This window comes from Mesorhizobium sp. P160219 (assembly GCF_057786095.1).
This window is the reverse complement of record NZ_JBYNWG010000001.1, coordinates 479,335-505,407: the sequence shown is the minus strand read 5'-3', so window position 1 is coordinate 505,407 and position 26,073 is coordinate 479,335. Positions and strand designations below refer to the sequence as shown.

Below are 26,073 nucleotides of genomic sequence, written 5' to 3'. Positions count from 1 at the left end.
AATGAAAATTCGTAATATCGCGATCATCGCGCACGTCGACCATGGAAAAACCACCCTCGTCGACCAATTGCTGCGGCAATCCGGTTCCTTCCGCGACAATCAGCGCGTCGCCGAGCGCGCCATGGATTCCAACGACCTCGAAAAGGAACGCGGCATCACCATCCTGGCCAAGGCGACCTCGGTCGACTGGAAGGACACCCGCATCAACATCGTCGACACGCCCGGCCACGCCGATTTCGGCGGTGAGGTCGAGCGCATCCTGTCGATGGTGGATTCGGCGATCGTGCTGGTCGACGCCGCCGAAGGCCCCATGCCGCAGACCAAGTTCGTCGTCGGCAAGGCGCTCAAGGTCGGCCTGAAGCCGATCGTCGTCATCAACAAGATCGACCGTCCGGACGCCCGCCACGTCGAAGTGGTCAACGAGGTGTTCGACCTGTTTGCAGCGCTTGACGCCACCGACGAGCAGCTCGACTTCCCGATCCTCTACGGTTCTGGCCGCGATGGCTGGGTCTCGGAAAATCCGGAAGGCCCGAAGGACCAGGGCCTGGCGCCGCTGTTCGACCTCGTCATCAAGCATGTGCCGGAGCCGACCGTTCATCCCGGCCCGTTCCGCATGATCGGCACCATCCTGGAAGCCAATCCATTCCTCGGCCGCATCATTACCGGCCGTATCGAGAGCGGCACGCTGAAGTCCAACCAGGCGGTCAAGGTGCTGCACCATGACGGCACCCAGATCGAAACCGGCCGCATCTCCAAGATCCTCGCTTTCCGTGGCCTCGAGCGCCAGCCGATCGAAGAGGCGCAGGCGGGTGACATCGTCGCCATTGCCGGCCTGTCCAAAGGCACCGTCGCCGACACGTTCTGCGACCTGGCGGTGACCGAGGCGTTGCATGCGCAACCGATCGATCCGCCGACCGTGACCATGTCTTTCCTGGTCAATGATTCGCCGCTCGCCGGCACTGAAGGCGACAAGGTGACCAGCCGCGTCATCCGCGACCGCCTGCTGCGAGAAGCCGAAGGCAATGTCGCGCTCAAGATCGAGGAATCGCCCGACAAGGATTCGTTCTTCGTTTCCGGCCGCGGCGAATTGCAGCTGGCCGTGCTGATCGAGACGATGCGCCGCGAAGGCTTTGAAATCGCCGTGTCGCGTCCGCGCGTCGTCATGCAGAAGGGCGAGAACGGTGAATTGCTGGAGCCGGTCGAGGAAGTCGTCATCGACGTCGACGAGGAGCACGCCGGCATCGTCGTGCAGAAGATGTCGGAGCGCAAGGCCGAGATGGTCGAGCTGCGGCCTTCGGGCGGCAACCGTCAGCGCATCGTCTTCCACGCGCCGACGCGCGGACTGATCGGCTACCAGTCGGAACTGTTGACCGACACGCGCGGCACCGCCGTGATGAACCGGCTGTTCCACGCCTACCAGCCCTACAAGGGCGAACTGCCGGGCCGCACCAACGGCGTGCTGATCTCCAACGAACAGGGCGAGGCAGTGGCCTATGCCATGTGGAACCTCGAAGACCGCGGCCCGATGGTCATCGACCCGGGCGTCAAGGTCTATCAGGGCATGATCATCGGCATCCATAGCCGTGACAACGACCTCGAAGTGAACGTGCTGAAGGGCAAGAAGCTGACCAACATCCGCGCCGCCGGCAAGGACGAGGCGGTGAAGCTGACGCCGCCGATCCGCATGACGCTGGAGAAGGCGCTGGCCTGGATCCAGGACGACGAGCTGGTCGAGGTGACGCCGAAGACCATCCGCCTGCGCAAGCTCTATCTCGACCCGAACGAGCGCAAGCGCTTCGAGAAGTCGGCCAAAGTGGTCGGCGCGGCGTAACGGTTTTTGTTTTGGCGAGATGGGGACGACCCAACCCATCGTCTCGCCGAATGGGACAGGCTTCCCACTGGGAGCAGCCTGGCGCCCAGCCAGCCCAGCGGTGTCTCTTCAAAGGACCACAGCGGAAGCTCACAGTGTCATGATATTCTCGTTCCTCTCACTCCTCCGCACGGTATGCTAGCTGTGGGTGGAGGCGAGGAAACGGGTGTGCGAAATGCCGTTCGGGATTTCGTGCGGAGTCTTATGCAAGACGACACGCGGCGAAGGCTCGCAGCCCACAAAAAGCTTGTTGGATTTGGCAACGCGGCACTGCCGGCGATCGAGTATGAGCTGGCAAAGATCGATCTGGGTAAGGTTTCCCATCGCGAAGTTTCAACGGTTGTGGCGGGCCTCGCTACTGCCCTGCACGATATTAACGAAGATGCATCTCGACGATATATTTCGGATTCGCTTGCAGGACCGATAACTCCCCTTATGCGCGCTGCGCTCCGCAGCATCGTTCGCTTTGCGATGGACGACTGGCTGCGGTCTTCAGTTGGCGACATCACTGTTCTGGAGCATGGCAAGCTCGACAGTGGTTTGGAGGCGGCGCGGCACATTGGCCACTGGCTTGCAAATGTACCTGCAGCCGATCTGATTGGCATTTCGCGAATCTATATAATCCCGGAAATCCCCGAACCCGAGTTCGCCGGCACTTACCTCCAGACAGTATCGGTCATCGAGATTGTCTGGCGACGCCCATCCAAACATTGGATTGGCAACGCATTTCGCAGATTCATGATCGAGAAAACGCTCTATCACGAAATAGGCCACCATGCGCTGCAGCATGTCGAAATGGGACAAGACCCCGATCAGGAAAAGCAGGCAGACCGCTACGCATGGAAAATGATGCGCGGGGCACATCCCAATCTATGGATGCTTACTTTTCCTCTGCGGTTCCTTGGCGCGTCTGAACGACGGAAAAATGCCAAGGATTTGGAAGCCGTATAGGATGCGTTTCGAAAGGTCGGCCAAGGTGGTCGGTGCAGCTTAAGGGCGCGCAATGAGCGACAAACTGGTCACGGCTGCGGTATTCGACAATCGGCCCGAGGCCGCGGTCTGCATATCGATGCTTCAAGCCAACGGGATTTATGCATTTTCGGCGCATCTCGATACGAGCGGGCAAAGCCTGACCCATGTGCAGGTCGCCGACAGCGATCTCGAAGCGGCCAAGGGTTTGATCGCTTCGACCTCTGAAGAGAGCGATTAACCCCTGGCCGCAGCGGCTCATCCTCCGGCCGCCGAGATGATGAATTCGCGATCCGCTTCGCCGGCTAGGTCGATGCGGATGGTCGTCCCCTCGCGAGCCGGCTTGCGCAAAGCCTTGGCTCCCTCCGGAAAGACGGTCAACACCAGCTTCTCCTCCAGTGCCTGAAGCCGCGACCGCGAGATGCCGAGTTCGCCGGCGAGCAGACGGTCGAGCCGCAGCGATGTCGGCATTTCCAGCCCAAGCCTGATTTCAAGCGCGGCTGCGGGTCGGCCTTCGCCGCCGAGCCGGTGTTTGTGAACGGCGACATCGGGAAACTCCTCGACGCGACCGACCCGGTTTCGCAAAGCCACGACATCGAAGGCATGGCGGCGGGCGAGGGCCGGATCGTTGCTTTCGAGCGCTGCCAGCAGCGCGGGTTCGATGTCGCGGCGGTTGCAGCGTTCGAAAATGCCGAAATTCCACGAATTGTCGCAGTCGATGCAGCGATAGATCAGCCAGACATCAATGCGTTTGCCATTGGCGTTGACGCGGAATTTGTCGCTGCAGCGATAGGCTTTCACGGCGCTGCAGCGGTTGCAGTGGACCAGGGGTCGAGGCGCGATTTCGGGCGTGATTGCCCAGTGGATAGCGAGATGTTGGGACAAGCCGGAAGACCTTCCAGTGTGGAAGTTCTTCAGGTCGGCAATGGCGAGATGCCCATGCGGGCACGGCGTGGCGAGAGCTAGCTATGTCGGAAATCAGCTGTCACGGGCGGCAAAGCGCGCGACAACGGTTCAGCAGTGCCAAACCGGTCTCGAACCGCCGCCTGAGGAACTCGTGAAATGGAGCAGGCACCGCTTAATGCGGCGCCCTGCCAAGTGTGATCAGGGGAGTTGGCGAGACCGGCGGTTACTGAGGCAAAATGAAGCTCGAAATGAATGTCGGGACGGTTCTTCTAGCGGCAAGATGCCGAGCGGCAAGGTTCATAGGGTGTCTCGCCCTGCTCAGGCGAAGGCGATCTGTACCTTCATCGATTTGTTGCGGTCGCCGGCGATCTCGAAAGCCGCAACCGCCTCGTCCATTGGATAGATGCCGGTCAGCAGCGGCTTAACGTCGACGCGACGGTTGTTGATCAGATCGACGGCCAGCGCGAACTCGTCGTGGAAACGGAAGGAGCCGCGCATTTCGATCTCCTTAGCGACGATGAGATTCTGAGGCAGCGACATGTCGCCGCCTAGGCCGAGCTGCACGAGCACCCCGCGCGGCTTCAGCACATCGAGCCCGGCTCGCACCGCGCGCTCATTGCCGGAGCATTCGAACATGACGTCGAAACTGCCCTTCTCGACATTGTAGCCAGCGAGCTTGTCGGCATCTGTGGCGACATTGATGGTGCGGTCGGCGCCGATCTCGTTGGCCTTGGCCAGAACCGCGTCCATGACATCGGTGACGACGATCTCACGCGCGCCGTGGACACGTGCGGCAAGGATGCTGAGCGCACCGATCGGCCCGCTGCCTGTGACCAAGACCCGCTTGCCGAGCAGCGAGCCGGCGCGGTTGACGGCATGCAGCGTTACCGCGAACGGCTCAGCAAAGGCGGCTTCGTTGATGGAGACATGGTCGGCTATCTTGTGGCACTGCCAGGCCTCGGCGACGAGGCACTGGCGGAAGGCGCCCTGTATATGTGGCATCGGCATGGCGCTGCCGTAGAATCGCATGTCGAGGCATTGGTTCTGCACGCCCTGCAGGCAGTAGCGGCACGCATTGCAGGGCCGGCTGGGCGAAATCGCGACGCGGTCGCCGACGGCGAGGCTGGAGACGCCGGCGCCAAGCGCCTTCACCGTGCCGGCGACCTCATGTCCGAGGATCATCGGCTCGCGCAGGCGCACCACGCCGAAGCCGCCATGATTGTAGTAGTGCAGGTCCGAGCCGCAGATGCCGCCGGCCTCGACCGATATTTCGACCTGTCCGGCGCCAGGCGCGCCCGGATCGGTCTCTTCGATGCGCAGGTCTTTTGCGGCGTGGATGACGATTGATTTCACGGCCGCGATCCTTTCTCAAACCGCTGGCACGGGCAAGTCCGATCTCCGAAATGTGTTGCGTTCGTTGGCCCATCAGGCCGAGGGGTGCCAAATCGCCACCGATCGGATATCATTTGCCATCCAACGCTCGAAGGCTCCGCCATGCACCTCACCTCGCTGCTGATCTTCGCCGCCGCTCTCTTCGTTGCCGCCGGCTCGCCCGGCCCATCGATCGCGGCACTGGTTGCCCGCGTCATCTCGAAGGGCTTTCGTGACGTGTTTCCGTTCCTGCTCGCCATGTGGATCGGCGAGGCCATCTGGCTGTCGCTGGCGGTGTTCGGGCTGGCGGTCGTGGCGCAGACCTTCCATTTCGCCTTCGTCGTCGTGAAATGGATCGGCGTCGCTTACCTCACCTACCTCGCCTTCAAGATGTGGACCGCACCTGTCGACGCAAAAGAAGGCGAGATGCCGCGCGAGGATTCGGCGACAAAGCTGTTCTTTGCCGGCATGGCGGTGACGCTCGGCAATCCCAAGATCATGATGTTCTATCTGGCGCTGCTGCCGACGATCATCGACCTCGCTTCGGTGAGTGTCATCGGCTGGGTCGAACTGACGGCGACGATGGCGGTGGTTCTGATCGCCATCGATCTCGCCTGGGTCGTCGCGGCCTCACAGGCGCGCAAACTGTTGAAGAGCAAGCGTGCGATGAAGATCGCCAACCGCATCAGCGCCACGACGATGGCCGGCGCTGCCGGGGCCATCGCGGCGCGATCCTGACCGCCTTTCTATGGGAACCTCAAAGCTAGACTTTGTCCAATAGATCCATGCTATCAGACGTGCCAACTTTCCAGCCGGCGAAGCATCCCAAAACGCCACAGGCCGCGCATCGTACGCCAACATACAGCCAGCGAACGCCGTCACGTTCCGGGTAGATGGAAAACCCGACGCCGATGTTTGCAGCTTCGGAGCCGCACTCGGTGCACGCCCATCGTTCCGGCTGGGCTTCGTCCCAAAATTCCGCACTGTCGCAGATAAGATGCTCGGATCCGCAGACCGTGCACGTTCGTCGCGCCACACCCTCGTCATCGTCGGCATCGAGGAGAAACGAGATGGAACCGCACTTGCAGCGGGCGAGCCTGAAGTCATGAACCTCGGCGTTGTCGGCGCCATAGGCTTCCAAGTATTCTCCGATGTCAGTGGGCTCGCTGCCAACCCACCACTTGCCTGACGTATCTATCGTCATTGGTCACCTCGCCATGGCGTGGTATTCGTCGTTCGGGCGCATGTCGATGGCCGCCGCCACGCGGTTCGACATGTTGAAGAAGGCGGCGGTCGAGGCGATGTCCCAGATGTCGCGGTTGGTGAAGCCGGCGTTGCGCAGTGCTTCCCTGTCCGCCTCGACGATCTTTGCCGGCTCTTCCGTCAGCTTGACGGCGAATTCGAGCATCGCCGTCTGTTTCGGTGAAAGATTGGCAGCGCGGAAGTTCATCACCATCATCTCGCCGAGAGCCGGATCGCCGGAGATCTGGCGCACCGCCGCGCCATGCGCGGTCAGGCAATAATAGCAATGGTTGATCGAGGAGACGACGACCGCGATCATCTCCCGTTCCAGCTTCGACAGGCCGGATTCACCCAGCATCAGATCATTGTAGGTTTCGGTAAAGGCGCGCAGCTTCTTCTCGTCGAAGGCATAGGCAAGAAGCACGTTGGGAACCAGGCCGAGCTTTTCCTCGCATTTGGCGAAATAGGCTTTTGTCGCCTCGCTCAGTTCCGCGATACCCAAGTCAAGTGCGCTGATTTTGCCGGACATGGGGTCTTCCTCCTCGTTCACCGCCGCCTGACCGTCGAATTCCTGTAATTCTTATCGAGCCGTCAAACCTTTGTCGCCAAACAGCGGTCATCTGCTACCATAGTCGTAAAAGCATGTGACGGGAGGACAACATGGCGAGCGTGAAATCCGCAGCTAAGCCGAAGAAAACAGCCACTGCCGGGGTGAAACCCGACGGGAAGCCGGCCAGGCTCGCCGACTATCTGCTGGCCCGCGCGCCGGCCGAAGACATTGCCGCCTATGACGCCGCCGACCTGGAGCGAGCCGCCGACCTGGCAGGACGTGCGGTCGCCGCCCACAAGAAGGGCCAAAGTGTCGTCGCCGTCGATGCCGGGTCGGGCGTCTCCCGCGAGGGCCGCCCGATGACGATCATCACCGTCGTCAACGACAACATGCCGTTCCTGTTCGATTCGATCCTCGGCGAGATCACAGAAACTGCCGGCGAACCGACTTTGGTCACCCATCCGGTCATCGTCGTGCGTCACGGCAAGGCCGGCGTCGACGAGATCCTCGGCGACGGCAGCGCCCTCAAGGACGATGGCAATCACGACCGCCTGAGCGTCGTCCATGTCCATATTCCGCGCCTGACGGCGGAGCAGGCCGACGCGCTGGCCGACCGCCTGCGCAAGATGCTCAACCAGGTGCGCGCCGCCGTCAGCGACTGGAAGCCGATGCTCGCCCGTCTCGACCAGGCGATTTCCGAATTCCGCTATTCCGCCGTGCCGCTCGACAAGAAGAGCGTTGCCGAGGCCATCGCCTTCCTTGAATGGCTGCGCGACGACAATTTCACTTTCCTTGGCATGCGCGAGTTCAAATATTCCGGCGGCGCGGAGAGCGGCAATCTAGAGCGCGCCGACAAACCCGGTCTCGGCATCCTCGCCGACCCGGATGTGCTGGTGCTCCGGCGCGGCACCGAGGCGGTGACGACGACGCCCGAAATCCGCGCCTTCCTGCATGGGCCGGAGCCGCTGATCGTCACCAAGGCCAACGCCAAGTCGCTGGTGCACCGCCGCATTTATCTCGATTATATCGGCGTCAAAACCTACACCGCCAAGGGCACGCTTGCCGGCGAGTTGCGCATGGTCGGCCTGTTCACCTCGACTGCCTACACGCGCTCGGTGATGAAAATCCCGTATCTGAGGTCAAAGGCCGAGACCATCATCGCCAAGTCCGGCTTCGACCGGCACGACCATTCCGGCAAGGCGCTGATCAACGTTCTGGAGAGCTATCCGCGCGACGAACTGTTCCAGGTGCCGGTGCCGATCCTGAAGAAGCACGCCTCGGCCATTCTCGGCCTGGTCGAGCGGCCGCGGGTGCGGGCGCTGGTGCGCGCCGACCAGTTCGACCGCTTCGTCTCGATCCTCGTCTTCGTGCCGCGCGACCGCTATGACAGCGTCGTGCGCGAGAAGATCGGCACCTATCTCAAGACCGTCTTCGAGGGCCGTTTGTCGGCTTACTATCCGGCTTTCCCCGAGGGCGGGCTGGCGCGTGTGCATTTCATCATCGGCCGCTCCGGCGGCAAGACGCCGAAGGTCGAGCAGGCTGTGATCGAAGCGGCGATCCGCGACATCGTGCGAACCTGGGACGACGCGCTGGCCGAAGCCGCGGAAGCCGTCGGCGGCGATCCATCGCTGAAGGCGATCGCCGCGCGTCTGCCTGAGAGCTATCGCGATTCCTTCAGCGCGGCCGTCGCGCTGAAGGATGCGGGGCGCATCGCCGGCATCAGCACCGCCAACCCGATCGCCATCGACTATTACCGCCATGCCGAGCAGAAACCGCATCAGGCAGCGCTGAAGATCTACCACCACGGCAGCCCGGTAGCGCTGTCGCGTCGCGTGCCGGTGCTGGAAAACATCGGCTTCCGCGTCATCAGCGAGCGCACCTTCGAAGTTGGCGAGGACGGCGGCGACACCGTCTTCGTCCACGACATGGAACTGGAGAACAGCTACGGCAAGCCGATCGACCTCAGCGATGGCGGCGCGCTGTTCGAGGACGCGTTCCTGTCGGTCTGGCGCGGCGACATCGACAATGACAGCTATAACGGGCTTGCCCAGACCGCCGGCCTGTGGTCGGGCGAAGTCAGCATTCTGCGCGCCTATGGCCGCTACCTGCAGCAAGCCGGTATCCCGCAGAGCCAGGATTTCATCGCGGCCGCGCTCAATCGCTATCCCGACATTGCGCGCGGCCTGCATGCACTGTTCGTCGCTCGTCTCGGCCCGACCGCCGAGACGGAAGGCGTGATCGCCGCCAAGCACCTCAAGGCCAAGATCAAGGACGCGCTGGAGGAAGTCCCTAACATTGATGACGACACGATCATCCGCCGCTATCTCAACCTGATCGAAGCCTCGTTGCGCACCAACCATTTCGTTGCGGGAACGAAGGCGCGGGGCCAGTCGCTGGCGATCAAGCTCGATTCGCAAGCGGTCGAAGGATTGCCAGCGCCGCGGCCGTGGCGCGAGATCTTCGTCTATGGTTCCGAGGTCGAAGGCGTGCATCTGCGCTTCGGCCCGGTTGCGCGCGGCGGCCTGCGCTGGTCGGACCGCGCCCAGGATTACCGCACCGAGGTGCTCGGCCTGGTCAAGGCGCAGCAGGTCAAGAACGCCGTCATCGTGCCGGTCGGCGCCAAGGGCGGCTTCTATCCGAAGAAGCTGCCGATGAGCGCCGGCCGCGACGCCATCTTCGAGGCCGGCACCTCGGCCTACAAGAATTTCGTTTCCAGCCTGCTGTCGATTACCGACAATATCGGCCTCGATGGCGTCATACCCCCAGCCGGCGTCGTCAGGCGCGATCCTGACGATCCCTACTTTGTCGTCGCCGCCGACAAGGGCACGGCAACCTTCTCCGACACCGCCAATGCCATTTCGGAGAAACACGGTTTCTGGCTCGACGATGCCTTCGCCAGCGGCGGCTCGGCCGGTTACGACCACAAGAAGATGGGCATCACCGCCAAAGGCGCCTGGGAAGCGGTCAAGCGGCATTTCCGCGAGATCAACCGCGACATCCAGGCCACCCCCTTCACCGTCGTCGGCGTCGGCGACATGTCGGGCGACGTGTTCGGCAACGGCATGCTGCTGTCGCCGCAGACCAGGCTGATCGCCGCCTTCGACCATCGCGACATCTTCATTGATCCCGATCCAGACAGGGTAGCGTCGATGGCCGAGCGCGAGCGCATGTTCGCGCTGCCGCGTTCGTCCTGGCAGGACTATGACAAGACCAAACTGTCGGAAGGCGGCGTCATCGTCTCGCGCAGCCAGAAGTCGATCACGCTGCCTGCGGCAGCGGCGGCGGCGATTGGCCTCGCCAAGACCACCGCGACACCGGCCGAGATCATGACCGCCATCCTCAAGGCGAACGTCGACCTTCTGTGGTTCGGCGGCATCGGCACGTATTTGCGGGCCTCGGGCGAAACCAATGCCGAAGTCGGCGACCGCGCCAATGACGCCATCCGCATCACCGCGCTCGATGTGCGGGCCAAAGTGATCGGTGAGGGCGCCAATCTCGGCGTCACGCAGCGTGCCCGCATCGAATTCGGCATGAATGGCGGTCGCTGCAACTCCGATGCCATCGACAATTCCGGCGGCGTCAACTGCTCCGACGTCGAGGTCAACATCAAGATCGCGCTGGCGTCCGCCATGCGCAAGGGATCGCTGACCCGGCCGGCGCGCAACAAGCTGCTGGCCGAGATGACCGACGAGGTCGCCGGCCTCGTGCTGTCCAACAATTACGAACAGACGCTGGCGCTTTCCATCGCCCGCAAGCGCGGCCTTGCCGACATCGCGCACCAGAGCCGGTTCATGGCGGCGCTGGAGGCTCGGGGCCTGCTCGACCGCGCTGTCGAGACGCTGCCGTCGCCGGCCGCCCTTGCCGAGCGCGAGGCGCGTGGCGAGCCGCTGACCCGGGCGGAGCTTGGCGTGCTGCTCGCCTATGCCAAGATCGTGCTGTTTTCCGACATCGTCGCCAGCGACGTGCCTGACGACGCGCATTTCGACCGCGATCTGATGGGCTATTTCCCTGACCGGATGGCGAAGAAATATGCGGCCGAGATCCATGGCCACCGGCTGCGCCGCGAAATCATCGCCCGCGTCGTCGCCAACGATCTCGTCAATCGCGGCGGACCGTCATTCGTCAACCGGCTGCAGGAAGCCACGGGGCGCAGCGCGGCCGACGTGGTGCGCACCTTCGCCGTGGTGCGCGACGGCTTCGCGTTGCCGGCGCTCTATCGGGAGATCGATGCGCTGGACAGCCACATCGACGGCCAGGCGCAGCTCGACCTCTACCAGTCCGTCAGCCGGCTTATCTTCGTGACCAGCGGCTGGTATCTGAAGAACGATGCCGGCACCGCAGCGCTCGGCCAGCGCATTGCCGAACTGCAAGAGGCGCGCATGGCGCTGGAGCCGAAGCTGCTCTCGCTGCTACCGGCCTTCTCGCGCGAGCGGGTCGAGGAGCGGCGGCACGGCCTCTTCAAGGCCGGCGCCCCGGAAAAGCTCGCCGGGCAGCTGGCAATGGCCGATGTGGCGGGACTGATCCCCGACATCGCACTGACGGCGCGGACGGCCAATGCCGACGTCGTCGCCTCGGCCAAGGCGTTCTTCGCCGTCAGCGATGCCTTCCGCATTCCGCGCGTCGAAGAGGCGGCGCGTTCTATCACGCCGTCGGACTATTACGACCAGCTGGCGCTGTCGCGCGCCACCGACACGATCGGCGCGGCGCGGCGCGGCATCGCGGTGGCGGCTCTCGCCGGCCATGCCGGGACGGCGGATCCTGTGGCGGCCTGGCTGGAAGCCGGCGGCGAGCGCGTGGCGCGCATTCGCGAGCGGCTGCAGGCGCTGACCGAAGGCGGGGATATCACCGTGTCCAGGCTGTCGGTGGCTTCGGGGTTGATGAGCGATCTGACGGGGATGTGAGGCTCGGGACTTTACCCTCCCCCTTGTGGGGAGGGTCGCTGCGAAGCAGCGGGGTGGGGGTGCGGCACCGACCCCCACCCGGACCTTCGGTCCGACCTCCCCACAAGGGGGAGGTAGGGGCGCGGCGCCTTTCTTCGCGTCTCTATGCAGGTAGACAGCGGCGACATCCAGGTGAGGAGCAGCGCGAATCTTTGGCGGTTTGCATGAGCATTCGAAACATGCAGACATGGCGTCCGACAAGCGCGGTGTCCCGGGGGAATCATGATGGCGGCGGTAGAAACAGTGCAGCGGGCATCCGGGCGCGGCATCTGGGGATGGATGTTCTTCGACTGGGCGGCGCAGCCGTTTTTCACGGTTGTCACCACCTTCATCTTCGGGCCTTATTTCGTCTCGCGCATGGCGAGCGATCCGGTCTCAGGCCAGGCGGCCTGGGGCTACGGCATCGCTGTTGCGGGCCTGGTCATTGCCGTGCTGTCTCCCATCCTCGGCTCGATTGCCGACCAGACCGGGCCGCGCAAGCCGTGGATTGCGTTCTTCGCCTCGATCAAGATCATCAGCCTTTGCCTGCTATGGTTCGCCGCTCCCGGCTCGAACCTTTTCCTGGTGGTGCTGTTCTTTTCTCTCGCTTCGGTCGCGGCGGAATTCTCGACCGTGTTCAACGATTCGATGATGCCGCGCCTGGTGCCGAAGAGCGAGATCGGCCACGTCTCCAACATTGCCTGGGGACTTGGTTATCTCGGCGGCATGATCGCGCTGATCTTTGTCGTCGCCTGTCTGGCGGGTTCGCCGGAGACCGGCAAGACGATCATCGGCATCGACCCGCTCTTTGGGCTCGACCCGAAACTCGGCGAGGACGCGCGCGCCACCGGGCCGCTGTCGGCTGGCTGGTATTTCCTGTTCATCCTGCCGATGTTCTTCTTTACGCCGGACGCCATCAAAGGCATTCCGATCGGGCCGGCGGTGCGCGAGGGGCTGTCGGAACTGAAGTCGACGCTGACTGAAGTGCGCCGGCGCAAAGGCATCTTCCGCTTCCTTGTCGCCCGCATGATTTATCAGGACGGCGTCAATGCGCTGCTCGCTTTGGGCGGCACATTTGCGGCAGCGATGTTCCACTGGTCGATCACCGAGATCGGCATGTTCGGCATTATCCTCAACGTCGTCGCCATCGTCGGCTGCCTGGTTGCCGCATGGCTGGACACCGCGCTTGGCTCCAAGACCATCGTGATGATTTCGCTCGTCCTGCTCAGCATCGCCACCATCGGCATCGTTTCGACCGGGCCAGGCTACACGTTGTTCGGCGCCTGGATGATGCCGGGAGCCGATAGTGGCGGCCTGTTCGGCACGGCGGCGGAAAAGGCCTACATTTTCTATGGCCTGTTAATCGGGCTGGCGTTCGGACCGGTGCAGGCGTCGTCACGCTCCTACATGGCGCGCAGCGTGACCGCAGCCGAATCCGGCCGCTATTTCGGCATCTATGCGCTGGCCGGAAGGGCCACGAGTTTCCTGGCGCCGTTCATGGTGGCGTCGATCACGCTCGCCAGCGGCTCGGCGCGGCTCGGCATGGCGGCCATCGTGCTGTTCCTGGGCGTTGGGATCGCGATATTGATCTGGACGCCGTACCCGGCGGATCAGCCGGTGGAATAGCGACGCACTTTTCCTTCTCCCCTTGTGGGAAAAGGCAGAGGCGCTCAATGCCTGAAATGCCTCACGCCGGTAAACACCATGGCGATGCCATGTTCATCCGCGGCGGCGATGACGTCGTCGTCGCGCATCGAGCCGCCGGGCTGGATCACCGCCGTGGCGCCGGCTTCGATGGCTGAGATCAGCCCGTCGGCGAAAGGGAAGAAAGCGTCGGAGGCGACCACCGAGCCCTTGGTCAACGGCTCCGCGAGGCCAGCTGCTTCCGCCGCGTCGAGCGCCTTGCGGGCGGCGATGCGCGAGGAATCGACGCGGCTCATCTGGCCGGCGCCGATGCCAACCGTGGCGCCGTCCTTGGCGTAAACGATGGCGTTCGACTTGACGTGCTTGGCGATGCGGAAAGCGAATTTGAGGTCGGCCATCTCGGCCGCCGTCGGCGCGCGCCTGGTCACCACCTTGAGCTCGAGATCGTCGACCACCGCGTTGTCGCGGCCCTGGACGAGCATGCCGCCAGCGACGGATTTCACAGTGATGCCGCCGGCGTGCGGATCGGGCAGACCGCCGGTGACCAGCAGTCGCAAATTCTTTTTGGCGGCGATGATGCGGACAGCGTCCTCCGACGCGTCCGGCGCAATGATCACCTCGGTGAAGGTTTTTACGATCTCCTGAGCCGCTTCGGTATCGAGGATGCGGTTCATGGCAACGATACCGCCAAAGGCCGAAACCGGGTCGCAGGCCAGCGCTCTCGCATAGGCAGCAGCCAGCGAAGCGTCCTCGGCGACGCCGCACGGGTTGGCGTGCTTGATGATGGCAACGGCGGCGCAGCGGTTGGGATCGAACTCGCCGACCAGCTCGAAGGCGGCATCGGTGTCGTTGATGTTGTTGTAGGACAGCTGCTTGCCCTGCAACTGGCGAGCCGTGGCGACCCCGGGCCGCTTGTCGCCATTGACGTAGAAGCCGGCGCTCTGATGCGGGTTCTCGCCATAGCGCATGACGCTTTCCAGCCTGCCGCCGAAGGCGCGCCAGGTCGGGTGCTCGATCTCAAGCGTTTCGGCGAACCAGCCGGAGATCGCCGCATCGTAGCTGGCGGTGCGGGCAAAGGCCTTGGCCGCCAGCTTCTGGCGGAAATCCAGCGACAGCGAGCCGATGTTCATCTCCAGCGCGTTCAGCACCGAGGCGTAGTCGCCGGGATCGGTGACGATGGCGACATAGGCGTGATTCTTGGCCGAAGCGCGGATCATCGCCGGGCCGCCAATGTCGATGTTCTCGACAACAGCGGCATAGTCGGCGCCGGAACGGCGGACCTCCTCGAACGGGTAGAGATTGCAGACGAGCAGATCGATCGGCTCGATGCGGTGATCGTGCATCGCCTTGGCGTGTTCGGGATCGTCGCGCACGCCGAGCAGTGCGCCATGCACCGACGGGTGCAGCGTCTTGACGCGGCCGTCCATGATCTCGGGAAAGCCTGTCAGTTCCGAGACGTCACGCACCGCCAGCCCCGCCTCGGCGATCGCCTTTGCCGTACCTCCGGTCGAGACCAGCTCGACGCCGGCCGCGACCAGCCCTTTGGCGAAGTCGGTCAGGCCGGTCTTGTCGAAGACGGAAAGCAGGGCGCGGCGGACCGGAACGAGGTCGGGTGCCGGAATGTTCTTAGCGGCGACGGCCATGGGCTGGCGGCCTTTCAGGGCTGATTGGAGAGCGTTGCCGGGCCGTAGCACATGAGGTCAGGAAATCAAGCCGGAAGCTCGATCAAGCCGGCGCCGGCACCGGCGCTCAGCTGTTCTCGGGATAGCCGGCGATGCCGGTGCGCGTGAGCTGCCAATGCACCTCGGCGATCTCCGAGGCCTTGAAGGCGAGCACGATCTGGCGGCTGCGGCGTGGGCCGCCAAGGCCGGCGAAATAGATCGATTCCTCGACCTCCGGCACCACTTCGGTGCAGGTGAACACCCAGGTGTCGGCCTGGTCGGCGGTCAGCACCAGGCGGTCATGCTCGTCCTGCAAAAGGTTGATATCAGGGTGGATATGGAAGCGCACCACGACGAAGTCGCGGCCATTGTTGCGGATCGCCGCACCGCCCGGGCGGAGGAAGCGATCCCTGCCGGCGAGCACATTGCCCTCGCTCGACAGTTTCAGCTCGCGCTCATGCAGGAAGCCAAAGCGCTGCATATAGCCGTCATGGCGGGCGATGAAGCCTTGCGTGCCCTTCTGGTCGATGCGCTTGCAAGGCACATGCTGCGGGCCGCCGAGCAAGGGTGAGCCGAGCAGGTCGTTGACGCGCAGCGAATGGGAAAACCGCGCCGACGAGGTGTCGTTGATGGTGGCGGTCGAATGCGCCGCGGTGGCACGGGCCAGCGGCCGGAATTCGGCGGCGCCATAGGTGTCGATGCCGGCATTGACGATATAATGCTGGCGGCCGGACGAGAGTTCGAAGGCCAGGCACCCGGCATGCGCGGCGTTGGACACATCGACGGCCGGCGACGGGCCGGTATCGGCAATCACCGTGACGCCGCCCATACACAGCCGCTCATAGCCGGAATGCGGCGCGTGCAGCAGCGGCGCGCCGGCGGTGTCGTCGTGGCGCAAGATGGTGGCTATACGGTCGTGGATGGTGGCGCCCATGCCGTTGAAGCGGGCCAGGCTGCCATCCTGATGGCGGAAGAAGCGCAGCGCCGGCAGCATGCGGTCGATGGCGCCCATCAGGGCTGCCGGTGGCGTTTCGGCCTGGTTAGCATAGGTCTGGCGCAGCGGCAGGAGATCGGCGAGCAGTTCGAGAACCGCCATCGGGTTGCGCGAAATATGGCCGCCGTCGGGAAGGATCTGGCGGTCGAGTTCTTCCGCCAGGTTGCGGGTGGCGCCGCGCAGTGCCGAGGCCGGCGCCGGCAGCGACAGCGCGGCGAAGGCAAGCGCGATGCGAGCGCGCAGCCTGTCCTTGCCGTCCGGCATTTCGCGCGCCATCGAGCGGAGATAGCGGATCTGCACGGCGAGCGATTTCAGGAAGGCGCGATAGAACGGAAATTCGGCCCCTTGTAGGACAACCGAGGAGTGTTGCAACCAGGCAATGACTCGCTTGGCGGTGATGCCGGGCTCCCAGGCTATGCCGGAAATCTGGTTGCCATGCATGGCGATCCAGTCGGAGACAAGCGCGCGTGCATTGGCGGCGGCCAGCTCGGTGCCGGCGGCGCGCATATGGCGCAGCCAACGAAAGCCGTGCAGCGTCTTCACCCAGCCGCGATTGGCGACATCGATCTGGAATGGCGATTTGCCGCCGGTCTCGACGAGGTGTCCCGACAGCGGATAGCGGCCATAGTAGATCTCGAGCGCGATCTGCGGATCGGCGAGCCTGAGGTCGGGCGGTGCAATCAGGACGCGTTCGGGCGTGCGCCCGGAATAGCGCCAGCGATAAACTGGCCCCGCGCGAAGGCGCCGGCGCGTCTTGCGCCAAAACTCCTTAGCGACAAGCGTCCACAGACGTGTCGTGCTGCCGGCAGCCAGTGCCAAAACCCCTCCTCGTCGCCTGGAGATAGAGCATGCTGTCGCCCGAAAACCGCGTCACACTTTTCGGCATCATGTTCCGGTACCCCAGCACAAGCTTATATGATTCAAGAACTTATGCGAAGTCGAATTCCGCCGACGTGAAGCGCCTCACGCTGCCGGCCACCGACCCACCCCGAAAAAAGTCAAGCGCTTCGCGGGTTTAAGCCCGGCAATCCTGCACTCACTTGCGGTTGTGGCGAGACCGAAATTCGCTGGGCGAACAGTTTTCGCGGTCGCGAAACAGACGGGAGAAATAGAAGGCGTCGTGGATGCCGACGGCGGCCGCAATGGACTCGATGGGCGAATCGGAGGCGGCCAGCATCTGTTTGGCGCGGTCGAGCCTCGTGCGCAGTTGGAAGGCCTTGGGCGACATGCCGGCTGCCCGCGCAAATCTGCGCCGCAAGGTTGCCGGCGACATCGAGAATTTCGCGGCGAAGGCATCGAGATCGACCGGGTCGCACGCGCAGCGGCGCAATTCGTCGACGATGGGCTGCATGTCGGCGGCATCCTGGAGGCTGGGGTTTCGTTGACGGTTGTTCCAATCCATTGCCTGGCGGGCGGCACGCACGACGATGCGATGCATCGTGGCGGCGGCTTCTGCCTGGCTCAGCATCGTATCGAGCGACAGCTCACCATGCAGCCTGTCGAACAGCCGCTGCATTTTGCCGAGGTCGCGCAAGGGGACGACAGGGGCGTCCTCGGCAATCAGCCGCAGCCGGGTGAAATCGCGTATCAAGGCGCCGTCGAAGAGCGCCCAGCGTTCGAGCCAGCCCGATGCGTCCGGCCCGTAGGAATGCATCCTCCCGGGAAGCAGCCAGAACAGGGCCGGCGCTTGGATCGTCTGCATGCCGGCAGTCCTGGTTTCAAGCCAGCCTTGACCGTTCTCAATCAGCACCACGGCGAATTCCGGCAATTTGCGCGCTTGGATCGCCTGCGTGACGCGATGCCGACCAATCCCTGTAACCGACAGGCCGCCGGCCGCGGCCGGTGCGGATCTGTAGAGTGCGTAAGAGAGATCGTTCATGAGCGAAAAGTCCATGGCTTCGTTACGTCCATGGGCGAGTGTGCAAACAGTATGGCATTTCCAGCTAAGGATGGAAAATCGCAGGTGGCTGAAATGTCAAGCTCAACAGGTGGCATGCAACGACGGAGTCCTGTTGCGTCAATCGATCTGAACGCCAACGGCAAGACATTATCGATGGCGCCGAACCGGTTGGGTCATCTCGTGCCAACCGACGCCGGGATCGGCATCGATGCCATTCGAGGCCTCCTTGCCGAGCAAGGCTATGTCTGGCTGAAAGGTATCCTGCCGCGCCGCGACGTCATGGATTTTCGCGGCTGGGTGTTTTCGTATCTGGCCGACACCGGCTTGCTGCAGCCCGGGTCCGATCCCGCGCTTGGCCTGGCGGCCGGCACGTTCGACCGTCAGCTCGCCGATCGCCGGTTGATGGCGCTGGTTCGCTCCACCGCCTATGAAGGGTTCTGCGCACAGCCCCGGATGGCCCGGCTGATGGATGCGTTCGTCGGCGGGCTGTCCTATTTGCACAAGCGCAAGATCATGCGTTTCACCCAACCGGGCACCACTGTGGCGACGCCGGCGCATTACGACCTCGTCTATCTGCGCGGCGGCACCAGCCGCATCGTCACTGCCTGGATCCCGATCGGCGACGTTCCCGTCGACATGGGCGGCCTCGTCTATCTCGAGGGATCGCACCCCATCGGCCTCGACATGGAGGCCCGGTTCGCCAGGGAAAATGCCGGGCTGAGCCCGCAGGAGCGCATCAGCGCCTACAACAGGAACATGAGCGAGGGCGGCTGGGTGTCGAAGGACCTGCCCGACATGGCGGAGCGGTTCGATACACGCTGGCTGATCGCGGATTTCGAGGCCGGCGATGTCGTCCTCCACTCGCCCTACATGATCCACGCCTCGACGACCAACCAGAGCGCGGAGGGGCGTATCCGGCTCTCCACCGATATCCGCTACCAGAATGTCGATGATGAGATCGATGCAAGGTGGGGGAAGCACTGGTCCTTGGACGACATGCTTTAGGCATGTCGTCGCGTCGGAGTCAGGCCAGTCGTCGCATGCGGGCGGCGAAGAAGCCGTCCAGGCCGGAAACCCCTGGCGAACCAAGGTCAAGATCGGCGGGTGTGGTGCGCAGCGTGCCTTGCGGGGTCAGGAAGGCGTCGATTCCAGCGATTTCGCCGGGCTGCAGCGGATCGTCGGCGACGGTCTTGTTGCCGGCCAGAAAGGCGCGATACAGATCCTCGCCTTCGATCGGGTCCAGCGAACAGTTGGAAAAAACAATCCGGCCGCCCGGTTTGACCAAAGTGACGGCGCGGGCGAGCAGCTTTGCTTGCAGATCGGCTAGCTTTTCGACGTCGGCTAACGTCTTGGTCCATTGCACGTCCGGGTGGCGCCGAACCGTGCCGGTGGAAGAGCAGGGCGCGTCGAGCAGGACGGCGTCGAAAAGCTCCGCCGGCTGGTATTTCAGCAGATCGGCCTGCACGATCTCGGCGGACAGCCCAAGCCGTTCGAGGTTCTGCGTCAGCCGCGCCAGCCGGTTCTTCGAGGTGTCCAAGGCGGTGACTTTGGCGCCGGCAAGGATAAGCTGAGCGGTCTTGCCGCCGGGGGCGGCGCAGAGGTCGGCGACGCGTAATCCTTTGACATCGCCGAACAGCCGCGCCGGAAAACTGGCGGCGGCGTCCTGGACCCACCATGCGCCTTCGCTGAAGCCCGGCAGTTCGGTGACGGAGGCGCTGAGCTTTTCCACTCGCACCGTGCCGGTCGGCAGCACGATGCCGCCGAACTTTTCGGCCCACAATTCGGGATCGGCCTTGACCGTGAAATCGACCGGCGCCTCAACGCGATGCGCCGCCAGGATCTGTCTGGTCATCTCGGCGCCATAGGCGGCCTTCAGCCGGTCGGAGAACCATTTTGGCGCCTCGTCGGTGGCGGCAAGAGCTGCCGGCAGTTCGGTCTCCTTGGCGCGCACCAAAGTGCGCAGCACGCCATTAACGAGGCCGGAAAAGCGCTGCGTGCGTGGGTCCGACTTGGCGTGGGTCACAGCCAAATCGACGGCGGCGCTGTCGGGGATGTCGAGGAACAGGATCTGCGCCGCCGCAACATGCAGGATGTGCGACAAAGCTGTGGCGTTGGGCGGCAGCGGCTTTTCAAGGCGGCGGGCGAGGAGCCCGGCAATGGTCATGCGGTAGCGCAGCGCGGTCACCAGTATGGCGCGCACCAGGCCGCGGTCGCGCAGGTCGAGCACCTTGTATTGCGGATGGCCGTTCTCGTGGTCCGTCAGCCCGTCGAGCGGCGTCTTGGCGTCGATAACGGCGGCCAGCAGCCGCGCCGCTGCCTTGCGCGCGGCGAGGCCGGCGACGAATTCGTCCGAGCTGTTTTCGCGATCGCCTGAATGTGCGGGCCGGGATCTGGCGCCGCTCACGACCACGGACCTTTGGGTCCGGTCGGATTGCGGCCCCACGGATTGGCTTTCGGCTTGGCCGGTCTGGTCGGCGGAGTGGGGCGTGCTGCCTTGCCCCACGGGCCTTGCACGGCATCGGCCGGGAATTCTTCTGTTTGCCCGGGCGTCGGCGCTTGGCGCGGCGCCGGCTGGCGGCCTGCCATGTCGCGCGCCATCGCCTGCAGCGCGGCGATGCGGTTGTCGGTATTCGGGTGGGTCGAAAACAGGCTGTCCATGCGCTCGCCGTGAAGGGGATTGATGATGAAGAGATGCGCGGTCGCGGGATTGCGTTCGGCATCCGGGTTGCGGATGCGTTCGGCGCCGCGGGCGATCTTGTCAAGCGCTGATGCCAGCCAAAGCGGATTTCCAACGATTTCGGCGCCGCGCCGGTCGGCTTCGTATTCGCGGGTGCGGCTGACCGCCATCTGCACGATCATGGCGGCGAAGGGCGCGACCAGCATCGCCACCAGCACGCCGACAAAGCCGAACGGGTTGTTGTTGTCGCGGCTACCGCCGAAGAAGAAGGCGAAATTGCCGAGCATCGAGATGGCGCCGGCGAGTGTCGCGACAATGGTCATGGTCAGCGTGTCTCGATGCTGGATGTGGGCCAGCTCATGCGCCACGACTGCCGCCACCTCCTCATGCGACAGGCGCTCCAGCAGCCCGGTCGAGGCCGCGACCGCGGCGTTCTCGGGATTGCGGCCGGTGGCGAAGGCGTTCGGCTGCGGATTGTCGATCAGATAGGTCTTGGGCATCGGCAGGCCGGCCTGCTTGGCCAACGCCTCGACGATGGCGTGGAATTCGGGCGCGTTCCTGGCATCGACCTCGACGGCGTGGTTCATCGACAGCACCATCTTGTCGGCATTCCAGTAGCTGAACAGATTGGTGCCCGCGGCGACCAGGAAGGCGATCATCATGCCGCCGGTGCCGCCGATCAGAAAACCGACGCCCATGAACAGCGCCGTCATCGCGGCCAGGAGCATGGTGGTGCGTAGCGTGCTCATCATCTGCTCCCTGTGCGGCCGTGGCAAAAAAAGGTCGATCGGGGTGAACTCATGGCTATATGATGGGAAACGCCGCCCTTCGTTTCAATCCGCCCGGACTATCGCATGACCGACCAACCCAGCAAAGCTGATGCCGACCGGGAGAAGGACCTGACGCCGGCGGCCAGCCGGGCGCTGGCTGAAGCCGAGGCGCGCCGTGAAGCGTATCGCCAGAAGGAAGCTGCGTTGCCGAAGGAAATCGGCGGCCGCGGCGGCAAGGAACCCGGCCGCTACGGCGACTGGGAAGTGAAGGGACTGGCTAGCGATTTCTAGGGGTTCAGGAACGGAAGAACTGGGGAACTGGTGAACTGAAGAGTTGAAGAAAAAGGCGCATAGCAGTCCTCCAGTCCTCCAGTCCTCCAGTCCTCCAGTCCTCCAGTCCTCCAGTCCTCCAGTTCCTCAGGCCGCGCTGCGCTGTGCCCCCAGCGTCATCCAGCCGCTGTCATCGATGGCGATGGAGACGGTTTCGTAGCCGCCAATCGAGTTGTGCTGAGTCGTCATTGGATGCTGGTGAGTGGCGCTGATCACCATCACCGACGCGCCCGCTGCTTCCGCCGCCGCGATACCGGCCGGTGCGTCCTCGAAGACCAGACAGTCGCCGATATCGACGCCGAGCCGTTTTGCCGCCAGCAGGAAACAGTCGGGCGCCGGCTTGCCGTGCGACACATCCTCGGCCGCGACCACCAAGGCGGGAACCGGGATGCCGGCGGCCCGCATGCGCAGCAGCGCCAACGGGCGCGGCGCCGAGGTGACGATCGCCCAGCGCTCTGGCGGCAAAGCGTTGAGGAACGGCACGGCGCCGGCGATCGGCAGCACGCCTTCGACATCGTCCGACTCCGCCTGCAACAGCACAAACGCCTCATGCACCGGGTCGACGCCGGGAAGCGCCAGCCTGGTGATGGTCTCGACCGCCCGCACGCCATGGATCGTCGGCAGGAAGGCTTCGACGTCGAGACCGTGCTTAAGCGCCCACGCCGCCCAGACGCGCTCGGCCGAGGCGATCGAATTGAGCACCGTGCCATCCATATCGAACAGGAACGCGGCGAATTTTCTGCCTGCAAACATCAGATTTTCCACGGGGTTAGGGATCGTTTCGGGAGGGTCGAAACATGTCGTGCGACCGTAACGTCGCCACGGCTGCCTGGGAAGCCGCGGGAGAGCCTTTTCGATAGTTCCAGGGAACCATGGTCCCGCCTCTGGCGTTTTGAGCATACTGTTTTCCACGGGATCGAAGGGGCAATCATTGTGCTGATCCGGCTCGGCTACGAAATCGCCATTGAATGCGTCGGCGCCACGCCGGTCATCTCGCTGCTTGATATCCACAGGGATCGTCAGGCCGACATCAAACGGCAGACGCGCGTGCTGACGTCGCCTTCAGTGCCGAGCAAGGTTTATCACGATCTGTTCGGCAATACCTGCCGCCGCTTCACCGCACCCGCCGGCAGTTTCCGCATTCTCTATGACGCAGCCGTCGAGGACAGCGGGGAGCCTGACGCGGTCAACACGCTGGCCAGGGAAGTGCCGGTGGCGGAACTGCCGGACGATGTGCTCGGCTACCTCCTCGGCAGCCGCTATTGCGAGACCGATCATCTGAGCAGTCTGGCCTGGCAGCTTTTCGGCCATGTTCCCTCCGGCTGGGCGCGGGTGCAGGCGATCGTCGACTATGTCCACAACCGGCTGTCCTTCGGCTATGGCTATGCGCGGTCGACGCGCACCGCAGCCCAAGCGCATGAGGAGCAGGTTGGTGTATGCCGCGACTTCGCCCATCTGGCGATCACGCTCTGCCGCTGCATGAACATCCCGGCCCGCTATGTGAACGGTTATCTCGGCGACATCGGCGTACCGGCCGACCCGGCGCCGATGGACTTTTCGGCCTGGATGGAAGTGTTCCTCGACGGCAAATGGTACACGTTCGACCCCCGTCATAATCGTCCGAGGATAGGCCGCGTCGTCATCGCGCGCGGTCGTGATGCCACGGATGTGCCGCTGCTGCACAGCTTCGGCCCACACCAACTCTCGCTGTTCAAGGTCTGGACCTATGAGCAGGAGGGCAAGCTGTTCAATCCGCCCTATCACGGCGTCGACAAGACGGTCAGCGCGCGGATGCTGGCGTGACCGGATTCTGATCCGCTTCGACACACAATCCGGAAATGGAAAAGGCCGCCGCTTCTTGACGAAGCCGGCGGCCTTCCGTGTTTCCGTCCGTGGCGCGGCCAATGGCGGCGACCGAGGTCACCCGCCGCGCTTATCGCGCCTTAACGGGAAGACTGCTTCCCGAAAGTGCAATCCGCTGAGGCCACGTTCTGGAAAACGAAATCACTCGACATCGGATCACCTCCTTTCGATTTGTTGAACACGTACAGATGATGGGGTGCGTTGCAGCAAAAAACAAGATGCCGGTTTGAAATAGCTGGCGAGCCGCCTTTTGCGCCGGGTTGCGAAGAGCCGCGCGGGCGGGCAAAATCCATGCAAGGTGGATTGTCAGGACTCGGGAGGATGGCCATGGAGGCAGCCGAGAAGGCCGCGCGCATCGTGCGAACGGTGATCGAAACGCTGAAGCCGGGTTTTGCGGTCAAGCTGTGGACCGGCGAGCGGATCGGTCCCGCCACCGGGCCCGTGCTCACCATCAACGACCAGGACATCGTCTGGCAGGTGGTGAAGCGGCCATCGTTGTCGACGCTGATCGAGATGTGGATTTCCAAGACGATAGACATCGAAGACGGGACGATTTTCGATTTTTATGCACTGCCGTCGCAAGGCAAGCTCAGGACCAAGCTCAAGTCGCTGCCGAAGCTGGCGATCCTGCGCGACTTGCCGGCGGTGCTCCTGTCACGCAAGCAGATGAGTGCACGCACCGATCTGTCGGGTCGCAACCCCTATGTCAGCGGGTCGAGCCAGGAGGCGATCCAGCATCACTACGACATTTCGAATGCCTTTTACCGGCTCTTCCTCGACGAGCGCATGGTCTACAGCTGCGGCTACTTTAAGGATTTCGCCGATGGCATCGACCAGGCGCAGGCCGACAAGCTCGACCATATCTGCCGCAAGCTCAGGCTGAAGCCGGGCGAAAAGCTGCTGGACATCGGCTGCGGCTGGGGTGCCATGCTGATCCATGCGGCCAAAAATTACGGCGTCGTCGGCCATGGCGTGTCGCTGTCGCAGGCGCAGACCGATCTCGCCCGCGAGCGCATCCGCGCCGAAGGGCTGCAGGACCGCATCACCATCGAAATCAAATCCTATACGGAGCTCAAAGGCTCCTTCGACAAGATATCGTCGATCGGCATGTTCGAGCATCTCGGCCTCGCCAACCACGCCACCTATTTCAAGACCATCCATCGCTTGCTGAAGCCCGGCGGCATCTATCTGCACCACGCCATCACCAGGCGCAGCAAGGGCGACTTGAAGAAAACCTTGCGCAAGGGGCCGGAGTTCAAGGCGCTGCTCAAATACATTTTCCCAGGCGGCGAACTCGACACGATCGGCATGACGCTGGGCAATCTGGAGGCGCATGGCTTCCTGGTCTACGACGTCGAGAATCTGCGCGAGCACTATGCGCGCACCTGCCGGCTGTGGGCCGAGCGGCTACAGGCTCGCTTCGACGAGGCGGTCGCCGAAGTCGGCGAGGCCAAGGCACGGCTGTGGCTGCTTTATCTCACCGGCTGCTCGATCACCTTCGAGCGCGCCTCGGCGCAGATTTTTCAGACCGTCGTCACCAAACGCGCACGCGGGCCGAGCGGGCTGCCGCCGACACGGGCGGATCTGTATCGGTAGGGATAGGATTCGGGGCCGAACCCCACGCTTTCCAAGGTCTGCGATTCGCTGCCTCGCGGTAGAGGCCTACACGAACCGCATCGGCGCGCCGATCTCGACACGGGCAGGCCTGTCCACAGTGCAATAGACGCCAAGATTATGGGCGTTGTGGCGGACCAGATTGCGCAGGATGCCGGGATCGTGGTCAAAGCCGTCCTGGCTGATGATGGTGAAGCCGCAGCGGCGGCACGGCTCCGAGACGGTCACCAGCAGGTCGCCGATGGCAAGCTTGCGGCCAATCCATTCGGTCTCGGGAAACGAGCCTTCGACCGCCGCCATGTCGACGACGATGTTGGGGCGGAAGCGGCGCGGATCGGGAATGCCTTCGGGGTGCAGCGCCTTGAGCCGGGCCAGCGATGCGGTGGTCAAGAGATGGATCGGCGCTTTGCGGTAGCGCGCCGCGGTCAGCGGGCCGGTGTAGCCGGGAGCGTTGTCCTGGCTGAACGGCCGGATCGAGGCGGCGAAGCCGAGATAGGTCGAGACGGCGCTGTCGCATTCAGCGCCCGGCGCTACCAGCCAGTCGCCGTCGGGAACGGCGATCTCCAGCTTGCGGTCCTTGCTCAGCCGGGTGCGGATGCGCGGCACCTTGTGCCACTTGGCGTCGCGGTCGGGCCGCGCGATCTCATTGTCCGAGACATCGACAAGGCCGAACAGCCGGTCGCCGTCGATGGTTTCAAGGCCGACCGAAATGGCGTCCTGGCGTTCGCCGGCAAGCGAACTAGCGGGGTAACGCCAGAGCTCCGTGACTGCGCCCAGTGCAGCCATCAAATCC

Annotated in this window: 21 protein-coding genes; 10 read left to right on the top strand and 11 right to left on the bottom strand. The window is 63.7% G+C overall.

Features of this window, described 5'->3' with window-relative positions; genetic code table 11:
- Window position 1: 1 nt before the first annotated feature.
- The 3 genes from typA to AC3EMP_RS02480 all read left to right on the top strand — a co-directional run bounded on the left by typA (window position 2) and on the right by AC3EMP_RS02480 (window position 3,080).
- Entirely contained in the window at window positions 2–1,831 is a 1,830-nt protein-coding gene (gene typA, locus AC3EMP_RS02490) for a translational GTPase TypA (RefSeq protein ID WP_352712187.1), read from the top strand.
- Between the two features lie 243 nt (window positions 1,832–2,074).
- Window positions 2,075–2,821: a M48 family metalloprotease gene (locus AC3EMP_RS02485; protein WP_352712189.1), complete on the top strand. Its 747-nt coding sequence runs from the start codon at window positions 2,075–2,077 to the stop codon at window positions 2,819–2,821.
- 52 nt (window positions 2,822–2,873) lie between these two features.
- A complete protein-coding gene (locus tag AC3EMP_RS02480; protein ID WP_352712190.1) occupies window positions 2,874–3,080 on the top strand; it encodes a hypothetical protein in 207 nt (68 codons plus the stop codon).
- 17 nt (window positions 3,081–3,097) lie between these two features.
- On the opposite strand, the gene AC3EMP_RS02475 is transcribed toward AC3EMP_RS02480, so the two are convergent.
- Complete coding sequence (locus AC3EMP_RS02475) at window positions 3,098–3,724, bottom strand: DUF1062 domain-containing protein (RefSeq protein WP_352712192.1); 627 nt, start codon at window positions 3,722–3,724, stop codon at window positions 3,098–3,100.
- A gap of 339 nt (window positions 3,725–4,063) precedes the next feature.
- The gene (locus tag AC3EMP_RS02470; RefSeq protein WP_023815290.1) at window positions 4,064–5,098 is read right to left on the bottom strand and encodes an L-idonate 5-dehydrogenase; all 1,035 of its coding nucleotides are present in this window, start codon (window positions 5,096–5,098) and stop codon (window positions 4,064–4,066) included.
- 141 nt (window positions 5,099–5,239) lie between these two features.
- On the opposite strand from AC3EMP_RS02470, the gene AC3EMP_RS02465 reads away from it, so the two are divergent.
- Window positions 5,240–5,854 (top strand): LysE family translocator, encoded by a 615-nt coding sequence (locus AC3EMP_RS02465; protein WP_023818262.1) that lies wholly within the window; start codon window positions 5,240–5,242, stop codon window positions 5,852–5,854.
- A 25-nt stretch (window positions 5,855–5,879) separates the two neighbouring features.
- Here AC3EMP_RS02465 and AC3EMP_RS02460 read toward each other — a convergent pair whose 3' ends face one another.
- Window positions 5,880–6,320 (bottom strand): hypothetical protein, encoded by a 441-nt coding sequence (locus AC3EMP_RS02460; protein ID WP_023736823.1) that lies wholly within the window; start codon window positions 6,318–6,320, stop codon window positions 5,880–5,882.
- 3 nt (window positions 6,321–6,323) lie between these two features.
- Window positions 6,324–6,887, bottom strand: coding sequence for a peroxidase-related enzyme (locus AC3EMP_RS02455; protein ID WP_023736824.1), 564 nt, complete (start codon window positions 6,885–6,887; stop codon window positions 6,324–6,326).
- A 131-nt stretch (window positions 6,888–7,018) separates the two neighbouring features.
- On the opposite strand from AC3EMP_RS02455, the gene AC3EMP_RS02450 reads away from it, so the two are divergent.
- Both AC3EMP_RS02450 and AC3EMP_RS02445 read left to right on the top strand, forming a co-directional pair.
- Window positions 7,019–11,809 carry an NAD-glutamate dehydrogenase gene (locus AC3EMP_RS02450; RefSeq protein ID WP_352712194.1) on the top strand — a complete coding sequence of 1,597 codons (4,791 nt, stop codon included), beginning with the start codon at window positions 7,019–7,021 and terminating at the stop codon, window positions 11,807–11,809.
- 261 nt (window positions 11,810–12,070) lie between these two features.
- Entirely contained in the window at window positions 12,071–13,453 is a 1,383-nt protein-coding gene (locus AC3EMP_RS02445; RefSeq protein WP_352712196.1) for an MFS transporter, read from the top strand.
- A gap of 44 nt (window positions 13,454–13,497) precedes the next feature.
- On the opposite strand, the gene purH is transcribed toward AC3EMP_RS02445, so the two are convergent.
- The 3 genes from purH to AC3EMP_RS02430 all read right to left on the bottom strand — a co-directional run bounded on the left by purH (window position 13,498) and on the right by AC3EMP_RS02430 (window position 18,020).
- On the bottom strand, window positions 13,498–15,114 hold the full coding sequence (purH, locus tag AC3EMP_RS02440; RefSeq protein ID WP_352712198.1) for a bifunctional phosphoribosylaminoimidazolecarboxamide formyltransferase/IMP cyclohydrolase: 1,617 nt from the start codon (window positions 15,112–15,114) through the stop codon (window positions 13,498–13,500).
- Window positions 15,115–15,220: 106 nt separating this feature from the next.
- Window positions 15,221–16,945: a heparinase II/III family protein gene (locus tag AC3EMP_RS02435; protein ID WP_352712200.1), complete on the bottom strand. Its 1,725-nt coding sequence runs from the start codon at window positions 16,943–16,945 to the stop codon at window positions 15,221–15,223.
- A 217-nt stretch (window positions 16,946–17,162) separates the two neighbouring features.
- The gene (locus AC3EMP_RS02430) at window positions 17,163–18,020 is read right to left on the bottom strand and encodes a helix-turn-helix transcriptional regulator (RefSeq protein WP_444848998.1); all 858 of its coding nucleotides are present in this window, start codon (window positions 18,018–18,020) and stop codon (window positions 17,163–17,165) included.
- Window positions 18,021–18,119: 99 nt separating this feature from the next.
- Between AC3EMP_RS02430 and AC3EMP_RS02425 the strand changes: the two genes are divergently transcribed.
- Entirely contained in the window at window positions 18,120–19,031 is a 912-nt protein-coding gene (locus tag AC3EMP_RS02425) for a phytanoyl-CoA dioxygenase family protein (RefSeq protein WP_488494581.1), read from the top strand.
- A gap of 19 nt (window positions 19,032–19,050) precedes the next feature.
- Here AC3EMP_RS02425 and AC3EMP_RS02420 read toward each other — a convergent pair whose 3' ends face one another.
- Window positions 19,051–20,436 carry an RsmB/NOP family class I SAM-dependent RNA methyltransferase gene (locus AC3EMP_RS02420; protein ID WP_023827108.1) on the bottom strand — a complete coding sequence of 462 codons (1,386 nt, stop codon included), beginning with the start codon at window positions 20,434–20,436 and terminating at the stop codon, window positions 19,051–19,053.
- On the bottom strand, window positions 20,427–21,452 hold the full coding sequence (gene htpX, locus AC3EMP_RS02415) for a zinc metalloprotease HtpX (protein ID WP_352596774.1): 1,026 nt from the start codon (window positions 21,450–21,452) through the stop codon (window positions 20,427–20,429). The genes AC3EMP_RS02420 and htpX overlap by 10 nt, the downstream gene beginning before the upstream one ends.
- Window positions 21,453–21,557: 105 nt before the next feature.
- Between htpX and AC3EMP_RS02410 the strand changes: the two genes are divergently transcribed.
- Window positions 21,558–21,764, top strand: a complete 207-nt coding sequence (locus AC3EMP_RS02410; RefSeq protein ID WP_023688862.1) for a DUF1674 domain-containing protein — start codon at window positions 21,558–21,560, stop codon at window positions 21,762–21,764.
- Between the two features lie 126 nt (window positions 21,765–21,890).
- Here the strand turns inward: AC3EMP_RS02410 and AC3EMP_RS02405 are convergent, their stop codons facing one another.
- The gene (locus tag AC3EMP_RS02405; RefSeq protein ID WP_023684076.1) at window positions 21,891–22,556 is read right to left on the bottom strand and encodes an HAD-IA family hydrolase; all 666 of its coding nucleotides are present in this window, start codon (window positions 22,554–22,556) and stop codon (window positions 21,891–21,893) included.
- Window positions 22,557–22,736: 180 nt separating this feature from the next.
- Here AC3EMP_RS02405 and AC3EMP_RS02400 point away from each other — a divergent pair, with 180 nt between their 5' ends.
- Both AC3EMP_RS02400 and AC3EMP_RS02395 read left to right on the top strand, forming a co-directional pair.
- On the top strand, window positions 22,737–23,606 hold the full coding sequence (locus AC3EMP_RS02400; RefSeq protein WP_352596772.1) for a transglutaminase-like domain-containing protein: 870 nt from the start codon (window positions 22,737–22,739) through the stop codon (window positions 23,604–23,606).
- Between the two features lie 387 nt (window positions 23,607–23,993).
- On the top strand, window positions 23,994–25,262 hold the full coding sequence (locus AC3EMP_RS02395; RefSeq protein ID WP_023726117.1) for an SAM-dependent methyltransferase: 1,269 nt from the start codon (window positions 23,994–23,996) through the stop codon (window positions 25,260–25,262).
- A 66-nt stretch (window positions 25,263–25,328) separates the two neighbouring features.
- Here AC3EMP_RS02395 and AC3EMP_RS02390 read toward each other — a convergent pair whose 3' ends face one another.
- Complete coding sequence (locus tag AC3EMP_RS02390; RefSeq protein ID WP_023726118.1) at window positions 25,329–26,066, bottom strand: MOSC domain-containing protein; 738 nt, start codon at window positions 26,064–26,066, stop codon at window positions 25,329–25,331.
- Window positions 26,067–26,073: the final 7 nt, after the last annotated feature.